This window comes from Streptomyces sp. NPDC005566, assembly GCF_040605575.1.
Lineage (GTDB): Bacteria > Actinomycetota > Actinomycetes > Streptomycetales > Streptomycetaceae > Streptomyces.
Genome location: NZ_JBEXDB010000001.1, coordinates 72,658 through 86,801, shown reverse-complemented (window position 1 = coordinate 86,801; position 14,144 = coordinate 72,658). Strand labels below are relative to the sequence as shown.

The following is a 14,144-nucleotide window of genomic DNA, read 5'->3' as shown; positions in this document are numbered from 1 at the left end:
TCCGCGCCGGTTCGCACCAGGGGCGCGCATCGGGCTCAGGCGCGCGGCGCGCACCCCAGGACGTGCTCCTTCACGAGCACCGCGATCCGCGGGTCCCGCCGCAGGAACGCGTCGATGAGGGCCTCGTGCTCCTCCGCGTACGACTTCTGCACCGTGCCGAGCCAGCGGATCGACAGGGCCGTGAACACCTCGATGCCCAGCCCCTCCCAGGTGTGCAGCAGGACGGCGTTCCCCGCGGCCCGCACCATCTCCCGGTGGAAGGCCACCGTGTGCCGCACCTGCGCCTCGCCGTCGGCCAGCCGGTCCGCCTCGTACAGGGCCGCCACGTGCGGGGTCAGGGCCGAGCAGTCCTCGCCGAGTGCCGGAGCCGCCAGCTCCGCCGCGATCTGCTCGAGCCCGGCCCGTACGGGATAGCTCTCCTCCAGATCGGCAGCGGTCAGATTCCGCACGCGCACGCCTTTGTTGGGGGCCGACTCGATCAACCGCAGGGTCTCCAGCTCGCGCAGCGCCTCGCGCACGGGCGTCTGGCTGACCTCCAGCTCGGTCGCGATACGGCGCTCCACGATCCGCTCGCCCGGCTTCCAGCGCCCGCTGACGATCCCGTCCACGATGTGCTCGCGGATCTGCTCGCGCAGCGAGTGGACGACGGGCGGGGTCATGACGGGCTCCTTCGGGGCGAACCGGTGCTGCTCTCCACCAACACGGCGGCCAGGGGCGACCTGTGGTGTCTAGACAATACGGCGGCGCCCCCGCCCGGGAGTGTTCCGGACGGGGGCGCCGCTGGTGAGGCTGGTTACAGCCGCGTGCCTCAGAGGCCGAGCTCGACCTCGAACTCGCCCGCTTCGAGGATCGCCTTGACCGTCGTCAGGTAACGGGCGGCGTCCGCGCCGTCCACCAGGCGGTGGTCGTAGGAGAGCGAGAGGTACGTCATGTCGCGGACACCGATGACGGTGCCCTCGGCGGTCTCGATGACCGCCGGACGCTTGACGGTGGCACCGATGCCCAGGATGGCTGCCTGGTTCGGCGGCACGATGACGGTGTCGAACAGCGCACCGCGCGAACCGGTGTTGCTGACGGTGAAGGTCGCACCGGACATGTCGTCCGGGGTGAGGCCGCCACCGCGGGCCTTGCCGGCCAGCTCGGCGGTCTTCTTCGCGATACCGGCGATGTTCAGGTCGCCCGCACCCTTGATGACCGGGGTCATCAGACCCTTCTCGGCGTCCACGGCGATGCCGATGTTCTCCGAGTCGAAGTACGTGATGGTGCCCTCGTCCTCGTTGATCCGGGCGTTGACGACCGGGTGGGCCTTCAGTGCCTGGGCCGCCGCCTTCACGAAGAACGGCATCGGGGACAGCTTGACGCCCTCACGGGCGGCGAAGGACTCCTTCGCCAGGTTGCGCAGCTTCATCAGCTTGGTGATGTCGACCTCGAGGACCGAGGTCAGCTGGGCCTGCGAGTGCAGCGCCTTCATCATGTTGTCGCCGATGACCTTGCGCATGCGGGTCATCTTGACCGTCTGACCGCGCAGCGGGGACGTCTCGAGCTTCGGCGTGGCCTTCGCCGCCGGGGCGGCGGCGACCGGAGCCGGAGCGGCAGCGGCGGCCCTGGCGGCCTCCGCGGCGGCGACGACGTCCTGCTTGCGGATACGGCCACCGACGCCGGTTCCCTTGACCGCGCCCAGGTCGACGCCGTTCTCGGCGGCGAGCTTGCGGACCAGCGGCGTGACGTACGCGCCGTCGTCACCGGAAGGCGCGGCCGCAGCGACCGGTGCCGGGGTGACGGGTGCCGGAGCGGCGGGTGCCGGAGCGGCGGCCACGGGCGCCGAAGCGGCCGGAGCCGCGACCGGGGCGGCGGGCGCCGCCGGAGCCGGAGCCGGGGCTGCCGGAGCGGCGGGGGCGGGAGCCGGAGCCGGGGCTGCCGGAGCGGCGGCGGCCGGAGCCGGAGCGGCGGCGGGAGCCGGAGCAGCCTCCGCCGGAGCAGCGGCCGGGGCGGCACCCGGAGCACCGATGACGGCGAGCTTGGCGCCGACCTCGGCGGTCTCGTCCTCGGCGACCACGATCTCCAGCAGCACGCCGGAGACCGGGGCGGGGATCTCGGTGTCGACCTTGTCCGTGGAGACCTCGAGCAGGGGCTCGTCCTCCGTGACCTCCTCGCCGACCTCCTTCAGCCAGCGGGTGACCGTGCCCTCGGTGACGCTCTCACCGAGCGCGGGGAGGGTGACGTCGGTGCCTTCGGCGCCACCGGACGCAGCCGGAGCGGCCGCGGGGGCCGGAGCGGCGGGGGCCTCGGCGGCGGGCGGCTCGGCCTCGGCAGCAGGAGCCGGGGCAGCCTCGGGCTCGGCGGCCGGAGCCGCCGCGGGCGCGCCCGAGCCGTCGTCGATGACGGCCAGCTCGGCGCCGACCTCGACGGTCTCGTCCTCGGCGACCTTGATGGACGCCAGGACACCGGACACGGGGGCCGGGATCTCGGTGTCGACCTTGTCGGTCGAGACCTCGAGCAACGGCTCGTCGGCCTCGACGTGCTCGCCCTCGGCCTTCAGCCAACGGGTGACAGTGCCCTCGGTGACGCTCTCGCCGAGCGCCGGAAGGGTTACGGAAACCGACATGGTTTCAGTTGCTCCTTACGAAAGTGCGGAAGTGGTCGGTCGTCGCGCCCGGGACTGGATCAGTCGTGGGAGTGGAGAGGCTTGCCGGCCAGAGCCAGGTGCGCCTCGCCCATCGCTTCGTTCTGCGTCGGGTGGGCGTGGATGAGCTGCGCGACCTCGGCCGGCAGCGCCTCCCAGTTGTAGATCAGCTGGGCTTCGCCGACCTGCTCGCCCATACGGTCACCGACCATGTGGACGCCGACCACGGCACCGTCCTTGACCTGGACGAGCTTGATCTCGCCCGCGGTCTTCAGGATCTTGCTCTTGCCGTTGCCCGCGAGGTTGTACTTGAGGGCGACGACCTTGTCCGCACCGTAGATCTCCTTGGCCTTGGCCTCGGTGATGCCGACGGAGGCGACCTCGGGGTGGCAGTACGTCACCTTCGGCACGCCGTCGTAGTCGATCGGCACGGTCTTGAGACCGGCCAGCCGCTCCGCCACCAGGATGCCCTCGGCGAAGCCGACGTGGGCGAGCTGGAGGGTCGGGACGAGGTCGCCCACGGCCGAGATCGTCGGAACGTTGGTCTGCATGTACTCGTCCACGAGGACGTAGCCGCGGTCCATCGCGACGCCGGCCTCCTCGTAGCCCAGACCCTGCGACACCGGGCCGCGGCCGATCGCGACCAGCAGCACCTCCGCCTCGAAGGTCTTGCCGTCGGCGAGGGTGACACGCACGCCGTCCTGCGTGTACTCGGCCTTGTCGAAGAAGGTGCCGAGGTTGAACTTGATGCCGCGCTTGCGGAACGCGCGCTCAAGGAGCTTCGAGCTGTTCTCGTCCTCGACGGGGACCAGGTGCTTCAGGCCCTCGACGATGGTGACCTCGGTGCCGAAGGACTTCCACGCCGAGGCGAACTCGACGCCGATGACGCCGCCGCCCAGGACGATCGCGGACTTCGGTACACGGTCCAGCTTCAGCGCGTGGTCCGAGGAGATGATGCGGTTGCCGTCGATCTCCAGGCCGGGCAGCGACTTCGGCACGGAGCCGGTCGCGAGCACGACGTGGCGGCCCTGGATGCGCTGGCCGTCGACATCCACCGAGGTGGGCGACGAGAGCCGGCCCTCACCCTCGATGTAGTGCACCTTGCGCGAGGCGATGAGACCCTGCAGGCCCTTGTACAGACCCGAGATCACCTCGTCCTTGTACGCGTGGACGGCCGCGATGTCGATGCCCTCGAAGGTGGCCTTGACACCGAACTGACCGGCCTCGCGGGCCTGGTCGGCGATCTCTCCGGCGTGCAGCAGCGCCTTGGTGGGAATACAGCCGTTGTGCAGGCAGGTGCCGCCGACCTTGCCCTTCTCGATCAGTGCGACGTCCAGGCCCAGCTGCGCTCCGCGCAGGGCCGCGGCGTACCCGCCGCTACCACCGCCGAGGATCACTAGGTCGAAAACGGTGCTGGCGTCGTTCGCCACGTCACGTCCTCCATGCATGTGCGCCGTACGCCGGGCCCCTCGCTGGGGTGTGACCGGCCGGTCGGCTGGTGTTCGGCCGCTTGTGTTGTTCGGCCCTGTGGTGGGGGCCCTGTCCTGCCGAGAACCCATCTTCGCACTTGTTGAGGGCGAGCGGGACGCGGGCCCCTGGTCTGAGACGGACGGAGGTCCGGCTCGGACGGTTGGCTGTACGTGCAAAGTTTCGGAAAGAGGCCGGTCAGAGCCACTGAGGTGAACACGTACGGCCCCGGACGTATGCCCGGGGCCGTATCGCTGCGCGCGAACGGCGCGAGCGAATGCCGTGTGGCCGTGTGGAACTCAGCCGAGATCCCCGGCGGCGGTGCGCTCCGCCAGCTTGACCAGGGTGCGGACCGCGGATCCGGTGCCGCCCTTGGGCGTGTAGCCGTACGGCGCGCCCTCGTGGAAGGCGGGTCCCGCGATGTCCAGGTGGGCCCAGGCGATGCCCTCGCCCACGAACTCCTGCAGGAACAGACCGGCCACCAGGCCGCCGCCCATCCGCTCGCCGATGTTGGCGAGGTCGGCGGTCGGGGAGTCCATGCTCTTGCGCATGTCGGCGGGGAGCGGCATCGGCCAGGACGCCTCACCGACCTCCTCGGCGATCTCGTGGATGGCCGTACGGAAGGCGTCGTCGTTGCCCATCACGCCGAAGGTGCGGTTGCCGAGGGCGAAGACCATCGCGCCCGTCAGGGTCGCCACGTCGACGATCGCGTCGGGGTTCTCCTCCGAGGCGCGGGTCAGCGCGTCGCCGAGGACGAGCCGGCCCTCGGCGTCGGTGTTGAGGACCTCGACGGTCTTGCCGCTGTACATGCGCAGCACGTCACCCGGGCGGGTGGCGTTGCCCGACGGCATGTTCTCGGCGAGGGCCAGCCAGCCGGTGACATTGACCTGGAGGCCGAGCCGGGAGGCCGCGACGACGGCGGCGAGCACGGCGGCGGCGCCGCTCATGTCGCACTTCATCGTCTCGTTGTGGCCGGCCGGCTTGAGCGAGATGCCGCCCGAGTCGTACGTGATGCCCTTGCCGACCAGGGCGAGGGTCTTCTCCGCCTTCGGGTGGGTGTAGCCGAGCCGGACGAGGCGGGGGCCGTGCGTCGAGCCCTGGCCGACGCCCAGCAGACCGCCGAAGCCGCCCTTGACGAGAGCCTTCTCGTCGAGGACCTGGACCTTGATGCCGTGCTCCTTGCCGGCCGCGGTGGCCACCGCGGCGAAGGACTCGGGGTACAGGTCGTTCGGCGGGGTGTTGATCAGGTCGCGGGCGCGGTTGATCTCCTCGACGACCGCGGTGGCGCGCTCCGCGGCGGCCTTGAACGCCTTGTCACGCGGCTTGGTGCCGAGCAGGGCGACCTCGGCGAGCGGCAGCTTCGGGCCGCTGTCCTTCTCGCCCTTGGGGGCGAGCTTGTTCTCGCCGCCCCGGTAGGCGGTGAAGGCGTACGCGCCGAGCAGGGCGCCCTCGGCGATGGCCTCGGCGTCCTCGGAGGACTCCGTCGGCAGCGCGAAGCCGGCCTTCTTCGAGCCGGTCAGCGCACGGGCGGCGCTGCCGGCGGCGCGGCGCAGTGCCTCCGCGTCGTAGGCGTCGTCCTTCTCGGGGACCGGGCCGAGCCCGACCGCGACGACGACGGGGACCTTGAGACCGGACGGTGCGGGAAGCTTGGTCACTTCGCCCTCGGCACCGGAGGCGCCCAGGGTCTCCAGGACGGTGGCGAGCTTTCCGTCGAACGCCTTGTCCACGGCCTCGGCGCCCGGTGCGACGACCGGACCCTTGGCGCCCTTGGCGATGCCGACGACGAGTGCGTCGGCGCGCAGCGTCGCCGCACCTGCGGTGCTGAGAGTGAGAGCAGTCACGGTGGTGAATTCTCGCTTCCGTTGAGTGGTGTGCCGGTCGAGGGGTGGGCCGACCGTGCCCGGCGCATCGTAGATGCCGCCGACAATGCGCCGGGAACGAGCCTACGCGCGCGTCCGCTTCCGGCTCACAGGGGCGGGGCCGTCCGGCCGTACACCGCCTGGGCCGGCAGGCCCCGTACGGCGGAACGGACCACGGGGATAGGGTCGTTGACCTGGCAGGCGAGCGGGGGAGACGACATGCGGGGCACGAGGACACGATGGCCGGTGCCCCGCGCCCTGCTGGTGCTGACGGCCGTACTGGCCGGTTGCGCCCCGGCCGCGGAGCCGGCGCGGCCGACGGCCGTACAGCGCTGGCAGCCGGAACCGGGCGTGGACTGGCAGTGGCAGCTCTCGGGCCGGGTGGACACGAGCGTGGACGCGCCCGTCTACGACATCGACGGGTTCGACCAGGACGCGGAGACGGTGGCCGAGCTGCATCGCCGGGGCCGCAAGGTCATCTGCTACCTCTCCACCGGCGCGTGGGAGGACTTCCGCCCGGACGCCGGGAAGTTCCCCGCCTCCGTACGCGGGAAGAGCAACGGCTGGGAGGGGGAGTGGTGGCTCGACATCCGCCGCACCGACATCCTGGAACCGCTGATGGAGGCCCGGATCGCCATGTGCGCGAAGAAGGGCTTCGACGCCGTGGAGCCGGACAACATGGACGGCTACCTCAACACCACGGGCTTCCCGCTCACCGCGGACGACCAGCTGCGCTACAACCGGCTGATCGCCCGCCTCGCCCACCGCCACCACCTGGCCGTCGGCCTGAAGAACGACCTGCCCCAGATCCCGGAGCTGGTGGACGACTTCGACTTCGCGGTCAACGAACAGTGCGCGCAGTACGACGAATGCGAGGCCCTGACACCGTTCATCGAGGCGGGCAAGGCCGTCCTCCACGCGGAGTACGAAGTGCCGGTGGCGGACTTCTGCCCCGGGTCCCGGAAGCTCCGGCTGAGCTCGCTGCTCAAGAAGTACGAACTCGGGGTCTGGCGCCGGACCTGCTGACAGCCCTCAGCCGAGGACGAGCGCCACCAGGGCGACGGTGACCGCCGTCTCCTCCAGGGCGCCGAACACATCGCCCGTCACCCCGCCGAAGCGCCGCACACAGTGGCGCAGCATCAGCTGCGCGGCCCCGAGACCGGCCAGCGCCGCCAGGGCGTGGTGCACCGCCCCGTACCCCCCGAGGAGCGCACCGGCCCCCGCGCAGCCCGCCACCACCACGACGGCGACGGCCCGTGCGGTACGGAGTGTGACCGTGCCTGCCACCGCCGCTCCGAGGCCCTCGGGACGGGCGGGCGGGACGCCCCGGCGCGCGGCCAGAGTGAGCGCGAGCCGGGCGGTGACCGCGGCGACGACCGCCCCCAGGGCGCCGTGTGCCCAGCCCTGCCCGTACAGCTCGAAGAGGACGGCGACCTGTGCCAGCAGGACGAACAGCAGGGTGATGACACCGAACGGACCAATGTCCGACTGCTTCATGATCCGCAGTGCCTCCTCGGCGGGCCTGGCGCTGCCGAGCCCGTCGGCGGTGTCCGCGAGCCCGTCCAGATGCAGGCCCCGGGTGAGGGCGGCGGGCACGGCGGCGGAGGCGACCGCCGCCGGCAGGGGACCCGATCCGGCGAGCAGGAACAGCACCCCGGGCACGGCCGCGAGCAGTCCCACGACGAGTCCCGCGAGCGGGGCGCAGAGCATGCCGGCGCGGGCGGCTTCGCGGTCCCAGCGGGAGACACGGACGGGGAGCACGGTCAGGGTGCCGAAGGCGAAACGCAGGCCGTGGCTGTTCAGGGAGGTCACCGCGCGCAGGCTAGCCGGTGCGGGGCGGCGCTAGATTGGGCACATCATGACAAATGACTCGTACGCGGATCATCGGGAGTAGGTGGCATGGGTCACTGGCTCAACCAGAACATCGTCGAACCGGGCAAGCTCCCGCTGCTTCTCGCGCTGGGCTCCTTCGTGCTGACGTTCGCGATCACCCGTGTCATCACCCGCATGATCAGGGCCGGGAAGGGGCCGTTCGGCAACATCACGCCCGGCGGCGTGCACATCCACCACGTGGTGCCGGGCGTCGTCCTCTCGGTGGTCGGCGGCTTCGGCGCGGTCGCCTCCGGACAGCACGGTGTCGCCGCCGGGATCTGTGCGGTGATCTTCGGGGTGGGGGCCGGTCTGGTACTCGACGAGTTCGCGCTGATCCTGCACCTCGACGACGTGTACTGGACGGAGGAGGGCCGCCAGAGCGTGGAGGTCGTGGTCCTCACCGCCTCGCTCGTCGTGCTGGTCCTCGCCGGATTCTCGCCGCTGGGAGTCGACGAACTGAGCGGAGATCAGCAGCAGAACAGACTGGGCGTCATCCTCACGTACGTCGTCAACTTCGGCTTCGTGCTGATCGCCCTGTTCAAGGGAAAGGCCCGCATGGCCGTGATCGGCACCCTCGTTCCGTTCATCGCGCTGATCGCCGCGATCCGGCTGGCCAGGCCGGCCTCGCCGTGGGCCAGACGCTTGTACCGCAAGCGGCACCGGGCGCGCGCCAGGGCGGTGCTGAGGGCGTACCACCACGATGTGCGCTGGGCGGGGCCGCGCCGCAGGTTCCAGGACCTGATCGGCGGGGCCCCCGACCGGACACCGCTGCCGGGGCCCTCCCCCAAGGGCTGAAATCAGGCGGTGGTGGTCTCCGCGGGCTCGCCCTCCCCGGAGGCTTCCTCCACGGTGTCCTCGGCGGTCTCGTCCGCGGGCTTCTCCACAGGCTCCTCCGTCCGTTCGGGCAGCTCGGCGGCCAGCGCCGCCGCGGCTTGGACGAGCGGCAGCGCGAGCAGCGCCCCGCTGCCGCCGCCCACGGTCACCCCGTGATCGAGCAGCGGCGTCAGCGCCATCCGGTCCAGCGCCTTCATCTGCGCCGGCTCACCGCTCACCTGCCCCGCAAGCCACCAGTCCGGCGCCCTGAAGGCCGCCCGCTGGGCCACGAGCGCGCAGGCCGCCGAGACCACCCCGTCCAGCACCACGGGCATCCGGCGCACCGCGCTCTGCAGCAGGAAACCGGTCATCGCCGCCAGATCCGCGCCGCCCACCGCGGCCAGCAGCTCCAGCTGATCGCCGAGAACGGGCCGGGCCCGGCGCAACGCGTCCCGGATCGCGGCGCACTTGCGCATCCACGCCAGATCGTCGATGCCCGCACCGCCGCGCCCGGTCACCACGGAGGCGTCCGTGCCGCACAGGGCCGCGATCAGGGTCGAGGCCGCCGTCGTACCGCCGACGCTCAGATCGCCGAGCACCACCAGATCGGTGCCGGAGTCGGCCTCCTCGTCGGCGATCCGCATACCGAGGTGAACGGCCTGCTCGGCCTCCTCGGCCGTCAGCGCGTCCTCGACGTCGATACGGCCGCTGCCGCGCCGCACCCGGTGCCGCACGACCGTCTCGGGCAGCAGTGCGGGGTCGCAGTCCAGACCGGCGTCCACGATCCGTACGGGGACGCCGAAGCGGCGGGCCAGCACCGCGACCGGGCTCGCCCCGTCCAGCGCGGCCCGCACCAGCTCGTGCGCGGTGCCGGCCTCCCGGCCGGACACCCCCAGCTCCGCCACCCCGTGGTCACCGGCGAACAGCACCACGCGCGGCTGGTCCACGGGCTTGACCGGTACGGACTGCTGGGCGGCCGACAGCCACTCACCCAGCTCGTCCAGCCGGCCGAGAGCGCCGGGCGGGACGGTCAGCCGCTCCCGGCGTTCCTCGGCGTCGCGCCGTACGCCGCCGTCGGGGCGTTCGATGAGGTCGGAGAAGTCGTCCAGATTCACGGGGGTCTGCCTCGCGGGTCGTCACATGGTGGGCGGGAACCCGGCCGAGGGCTCCTGTGCGGAACAGTACCCGGCAGCTTTCCGCGCCCCCGGTCCCCGCACCCGCCCGAGGCTCGGGCCCTGCCCCGGCCCGCGGCTCAGCCCCGCAGCACCAGCGCCCGCCCCGCCACCACCAGCAGCACGTGCTCGCACTCGTCGGCGAACGCGGCGTTCAGACGGCCCAGTTCGTCCCGGAAGCGCCGCCCCGATGCCGTCGCGGGGACCACACCCGATCCGGTCTCGTTGGTCACCGCGACGACCGTACGGCGCGTCCCGCGCACCGCCCGGACCAGTTCCGTGACCCGTTCCCGCAGTGCCTCCTCGCCACCGTCCGCCCATCGGGCGTCGTCCCACGCCTGAACCCGGTCCATCGCGTCCGTCAGCCACAGCGACAGACAGTCGATCAGCAGCGGCGGGCCGTCCGCCTCCAGCAGAGCCACCAGCTCGCACGTCTCCTCGGTGCGCCACGCGGCGGGCCTGCGCTCGCGGTGCAGCCCGATCCGGGCCACCCATTCCGCGTCGCCGTTCCGCCGGCCGCCCGTAGCCACGTACACCACCTCGGGGAACGTCTCCAGGCGCTGCTCGGCCTCCAGCGACTTCCCCGACCGTGCGCCACCCGTCACCAGCGTGCGCCGGGGCATATCGGGCACCGCGTGGTACTCACCCACCCTCAGCGTCGTCCCGTCCGGCACGGCCCGCGCACCCGCGGCCGCGAGTCTGCGGTGCAGCTCGTCGCCGGGCGGCGCGTCGTGGTCCAGGTGGACGGCGACGACCTCGGTGGTGGACCCGATCGCCTCCACGGCCCGCAGCCGGGCCACGGCGTCCGGCCGCGCGACCACATCGGCGACGACCATGTCGTACGGATCCGCCATCCGGTCGGCCAGACCGGCGGGCGCGGCCCCCGGCGGCAGGTAGAGCAGCCGCTCACCTTCCGGAGACGTCACCTCGTACCCGGTGCCCGGAGCGTCCATCGCCACCGCCCGCACCCGGTGCCCGCTGATCAGCGTCAGCTCCTGGCCGTCCGGTACGCGGCCCGCGGACGGGAGCGAGGCGGGCAGTTCCACCGCGGGCCCGTCATGCGGGTGGGACAGCAGCACCTGGCGCACGCCGGTGAGCGAACGGCCGGCGCGGGCCGCGGCGAACACGGCGCCCGGAGTGAGGTCGAGCAGCAGCGCGTCGTCGACCAGCAGCGAGGTCGCGGCCCGCGCCCGCTCACCACGGGCCGACGCGCATGCGGCGCAGGGACAGTCGGGCCGCGGCAGCCCGTCGGGGGCTCCGGTGCCGAGCAGAGTCAGTTCCACGCTCCTGATCCTCCCGCGTCCATGCTTCACCTGCGCGCCCGGGCCAGGTACTAGGCTTCGGGCAGCAACGTGACCCAGGAGGCGGACATGGCGTGGACGTGGCGGTTCGAGAAGTCCGACGGTACGGAGACGGAGCCGGCTCTGCAGCCGGAGGAGTTCACGACCCAGGGCGATGCGGAGTCCTGGATCGGTGAGTTCTGGAAGGAGCTCCTGGAGGGCGGTGCCGACCAGGTGTCGCTGTTCGAGGACGCGACGAAGATCTACGGCCCGATGAGCCTCCAGGCCGACTAGGCCTTCCGGCTGCCCCGCCCCGCGACAGAGATCCGGCCCGCCACCCGCCAGGGTGCCGGGCCGGGTGCCGTGAGGCATCGGCTCAGATCTCGCCCAGTGTGGCCTCGACCGTCTTCGTCGAATCGCCGCGCGAGTACGTCACCGTGACCCGCCCGCCCGGCTTCTCGCCCGCCAGGGCCTCCGACAGCGAGGTGATCGTCGTGACGGGGGTGTCGTCGATCGCGGTGATGACGTCTCCGGTGCGCAGACCCGCCTTCTCCGCGGCCCCGCCCTTCTGCAGGCTGACGACGGCGACACCGGCCGGCTGGTAGTCGTCGTCGACGACAGTGCGACCCGTGATGTTCAGCGCCGCCCGGCCCGAGTCCGTGACCTTGCCGGACTTGATGATCTGGTCCGCGACCGTCCGCACCATGGAGACCGGGATCGCGAATCCGATCCCGGGTGCCGCACTGCCGCCCAGCTGCGGATCCGCCGCCGCGAGCGTCGGGATGCCGATCACCTCGCTGTCCAGGTTCACCAGCGCCCCGCCGCTGTTGCCCGGGTTGATCGCCGCCGAGGTCTGCACCATGTCGGCGAGCGTCGCCCCGGTGCCACCGCCCGAGCTGCTCTCGCTGACCGTCCGCCCCAAAGCGGAGACGATGCCCTGGGTGACGCTGCTGGACAGGCCGAGCGGCGAGCCCATGGCCAGCACGATCTGCCCCACCTCGACCTTTTCGGCGTCGCCGAACGTCGCGGCCTTCAGCCCGCCCGGGATGTCGTTCAGCCTGACGACCGCCAGGTCCTGTTCCGGATAGGAGGAGACCAGGGAGGCCTTGAGCCCCTTCTCACCGGTGGCGACCGTGACGTCGAAGGTCTTCGCGCTTCCCACGACGTGCGCGTTCGTGACGATATGGCCCTTGTCGTCGTAGACGATGCCGGAGCCGAGACTGTTCCCGGCGCCGATCTGCACGACCGAGGGCAACACATCCCTGATGACGTTCTGGTACTGGCTCTCGAGATCACCCGGCGCCCGGGCCACCGCGCCCTGCTGCACGGGGGCGCCGGCCGGGGAGGAACCCGCGCCGGAACAGCCGCCCGCCAGGGCGATCGCGCAGGCACCGGCGATCAGAGGTAGCAGCAGGCGGCGGGCTCGGCCGCGGGAGGAGGATGCGTCCATGCCCGGAGTATCGCCAGGGGGCCCAGGACGGGGCATGCGCTGATGGGCCGATCAGACGTACGGCCCGGGGTTCGCCGAACCCCGCCGGGGACAGACGGCCCTCAGCCGCGCACCCCGCACAGATGCAGCAGCGCCGCCACCCTGCGGTACGGATCGGTCCGCCCCGCACGGTCCTCGGCTGCCAGCACCTGCTCCAGCTCCTGGGCGCCGGGCAGTTCGTCGTCGTTGCTCACGTTGTCGGTGAACACCCGCACGCCGTACCAGGCGTGCAGCGGTGCGGCGATCCCGGCGAGCGTGGATGTCAGCGCGTCGAGCCGGTCGGCCCGCACACGGAGGCCGAGCCGGTTGGTGTACGTATCCGTGTCGAAAGCCGCGAGAGCCCCGCCGAAGTCCCCCGCGGTCCCGGACCGCATCGCCAGCGCGTCCGCGTTCCGCACGAGCAGCGAGAGAAGCCCGCCGGCCGCCAGCATCCGGGCCAGGCCCGCCAACATCGGATCAGGCTCGGGCACGTACATCAGGACGCCGTGGCAGAGCACCACGTCGAAGCTGCCGGGCAGGAAGTGCACCCCGGTGTCGCGGCCGTCGCCCTCGATGAGGCGCACCCGCTCCCGGATGCCCTCGGGCTCGCCCGCGAGGGACTCCCGGGCGGTCCGAAGCATCTCGCCGTCGGACTCCAGACCGGTCACGGAGTGTCCGGCCCGGGCCAGGCGCAGCGCCTGCGTGCCCTGGCCCATGCCGACATCGAGCACCCGCAGTCGCCTCCCCACGGGAAAGCGCGCGGCTATCTGCTCGTCCAGCTGCCGGGCGACGAGCTCCTGGCGGACCGTGTTGCGCAGTCCGCCGAGCCCGTCCAGCCATTGCGAAGAGACCCCCGTGAAACCGGAGGTCTCCGTGCTCAGGGCCGCTCTCCCCGCTTGACCTGCGGCTTCGGAAGCCGCAGTCGACGCATCTGGAGGGTACGCATCAGGCCGTAGGCCACGGCGCCGCGCTTGGGTGTGTCCGGGAAGCGCTCGGCGAGCTGCTTCTTGAGCCGGAACGCGAGGCCGATGGAGTCGACCACGATCAGCACGATCACGCCGAGCCAGAGCAGCAGCGAGATGTTCTGGATGTTCTTGATCTGGATCACGCTGAGGATCAGGATGACCACTGCGAGCGGAAGGAAGTACTCCGCGATGCAGAAGCGTGAGTCCACGAAGTCACGGACGAAGCGCCGCACGGGCCCCTTGTCACGTGCGGGGAGATAACGCTCGTCACCCGACGCGAGCGCCTCACGCTGCTTGGCCAGGTCCGCGCGGCGCGCTTCGCGCTGTCGCTTCGTGGCCTCCTTGCGATCGGTCGGCGTGCCGCTCGAAGCACGTCGGCGCTGCGTCTGGGCCTCGTTGCGCTTGGGGGTGGGGCGACCCTTGGGAGCCTGAGGGTCGCGGGGCTGCTTGGAGAGGTCCGCCGTCACCTTGTTGGTGGGGGCCTTCTCTTCCTTGGAACGGCTACGGAACACAAAACCCAAGGGTACGGGGTCGGTCCGGGCAAGTCAGGACCGGGCGGGAACGATCCGGCAACGGCCTGCGTCCTGAAAGGTGTCCCGACAGGGGCAGAACGGACGTCGCCACC

At 71.8% G+C, this 14,144-nt stretch carries 13 protein-coding genes; 3 read left to right on the top strand and 10 right to left on the bottom strand.

Annotated elements, in window-relative coordinates; all coding sequences use genetic code 11:
* Positions 1-35 precede the first annotated feature (35 nt).
* The 4 genes from ABZS61_RS00415 to ABZS61_RS00400 form a co-directional block, all read right to left on the bottom strand.
* Complete coding sequence (locus ABZS61_RS00415; protein WP_329211843.1) at positions 36-659, bottom strand: GntR family transcriptional regulator; 624 nt, start codon at positions 657-659, stop codon at positions 36-38.
* A 149-nt stretch (positions 660-808) separates the two neighbouring features.
* Positions 809-2,605, bottom strand: a complete 1,797-nt coding sequence (sucB, locus tag ABZS61_RS00410) for a 2-oxoglutarate dehydrogenase, E2 component, dihydrolipoamide succinyltransferase (RefSeq protein WP_356413827.1) — start codon at positions 2,603-2,605, stop codon at positions 809-811.
* A 59-nt stretch (positions 2,606-2,664) separates the two neighbouring features.
* On the bottom strand, positions 2,665-4,053 hold the full coding sequence (lpdA, locus tag ABZS61_RS00405) for a dihydrolipoyl dehydrogenase (protein ID WP_356413824.1): 1,389 nt from the start codon (positions 4,051-4,053) through the stop codon (positions 2,665-2,667).
* A gap of 336 nt (positions 4,054-4,389) precedes the next feature.
* On the bottom strand, positions 4,390-5,931 hold the full coding sequence (locus ABZS61_RS00400; RefSeq protein WP_356413821.1) for a leucyl aminopeptidase: 1,542 nt from the start codon (positions 5,929-5,931) through the stop codon (positions 4,390-4,392).
* 237 nt (positions 5,932-6,168) lie between these two features.
* Between ABZS61_RS00400 and ABZS61_RS00395 the strand changes: the two genes are divergently transcribed.
* On the top strand, positions 6,169-6,975 hold the full coding sequence (locus ABZS61_RS00395) for an endo alpha-1,4 polygalactosaminidase (protein ID WP_356413818.1): 807 nt from the start codon (positions 6,169-6,171) through the stop codon (positions 6,973-6,975).
* Between the two features lie 6 nt (positions 6,976-6,981).
* Here ABZS61_RS00395 and cobS read toward each other — a convergent pair whose 3' ends face one another.
* Positions 6,982-7,761 (bottom strand): adenosylcobinamide-GDP ribazoletransferase, encoded by a 780-nt coding sequence (cobS, locus tag ABZS61_RS00390; RefSeq protein ID WP_356413815.1) that lies wholly within the window; start codon positions 7,759-7,761, stop codon positions 6,982-6,984.
* An 87-nt stretch (positions 7,762-7,848) separates the two neighbouring features.
* Here cobS and ABZS61_RS00385 point away from each other — a divergent pair, with 87 nt between their 5' ends.
* On the top strand, positions 7,849-8,616 hold the full coding sequence (locus ABZS61_RS00385; protein ID WP_356413812.1) for a hypothetical protein: 768 nt from the start codon (positions 7,849-7,851) through the stop codon (positions 8,614-8,616).
* A gap of 2 nt (positions 8,617-8,618) precedes the next feature.
* Here the strand turns inward: ABZS61_RS00385 and cobT are convergent, their stop codons facing one another.
* Together cobT and ABZS61_RS00375 are read right to left on the bottom strand one after the other, a co-directional pair.
* Positions 8,619-9,749, bottom strand: a complete 1,131-nt coding sequence (cobT, locus tag ABZS61_RS00380; RefSeq protein ID WP_356413809.1) for a nicotinate-nucleotide--dimethylbenzimidazole phosphoribosyltransferase — start codon at positions 9,747-9,749, stop codon at positions 8,619-8,621.
* Between the two features lie 137 nt (positions 9,750-9,886).
* Complete coding sequence (locus ABZS61_RS00375; protein ID WP_356413806.1) at positions 9,887-11,089, bottom strand: bifunctional adenosylcobinamide kinase/adenosylcobinamide-phosphate guanylyltransferase; 1,203 nt, start codon at positions 11,087-11,089, stop codon at positions 9,887-9,889.
* An 87-nt stretch (positions 11,090-11,176) separates the two neighbouring features.
* Here ABZS61_RS00375 and ABZS61_RS00370 point away from each other — a divergent pair, with 87 nt between their 5' ends.
* Positions 11,177-11,380 (top strand): hypothetical protein, encoded by a 204-nt coding sequence (locus ABZS61_RS00370; protein ID WP_327119322.1) that lies wholly within the window; start codon positions 11,177-11,179, stop codon positions 11,378-11,380.
* Positions 11,381-11,462: 82 nt separating this feature from the next.
* Here ABZS61_RS00370 and ABZS61_RS00365 read toward each other — a convergent pair whose 3' ends face one another.
* From ABZS61_RS00365 to ABZS61_RS00355, 3 genes are all read right to left on the bottom strand, one after another.
* Positions 11,463-12,536, bottom strand: coding sequence for a trypsin-like peptidase domain-containing protein (locus ABZS61_RS00365; protein WP_356413803.1), 1,074 nt, complete (start codon positions 12,534-12,536; stop codon positions 11,463-11,465).
* A gap of 101 nt (positions 12,537-12,637) precedes the next feature.
* On the bottom strand, positions 12,638-13,372 hold the full coding sequence (locus ABZS61_RS00360; RefSeq protein WP_356415100.1) for a methyltransferase domain-containing protein: 735 nt from the start codon (positions 13,370-13,372) through the stop codon (positions 12,638-12,640).
* A gap of 59 nt (positions 13,373-13,431) precedes the next feature.
* Positions 13,432-14,031 (bottom strand): DUF3043 domain-containing protein, encoded by a 600-nt coding sequence (locus ABZS61_RS00355; RefSeq protein WP_356413800.1) that lies wholly within the window; start codon positions 14,029-14,031, stop codon positions 13,432-13,434.
* Positions 14,032-14,144 lie beyond the last annotated feature (113 nt).

Coding starts and splice junctions, on each gene's coding strand:
- ABZS61_RS00415 (WP_329211843.1), bottom strand. CDS start 659: ATGACCCCGCCCGTCGTCCACTCGCTGCGCGAGCAGATCCGCGAGCAC.
- sucB (WP_356413827.1), bottom strand. CDS start 2,605: ATGTCGGTTTCCGTAACCCTTCCGGCGCTCGGCGAGAGCGTCACCGAG.
- ABZS61_RS00395 (WP_356413818.1), top strand. CDS start 6,169: ATGCGGGGCACGAGGACACGATGGCCGGTGCCCCGCGCCCTGCTGGTG.
- ABZS61_RS00385 (WP_356413812.1), top strand. CDS start 7,849: ATGGGTCACTGGCTCAACCAGAACATCGTCGAACCGGGCAAGCTCCCG.
- ABZS61_RS00370 (WP_327119322.1), top strand. CDS start 11,177: ATGGCGTGGACGTGGCGGTTCGAGAAGTCCGACGGTACGGAGACGGAG.
- ABZS61_RS00365 (WP_356413803.1), bottom strand. CDS start 12,536: ATGGACGCATCCTCCTCCCGCGGCCGAGCCCGCCGCCTGCTGCTACCT.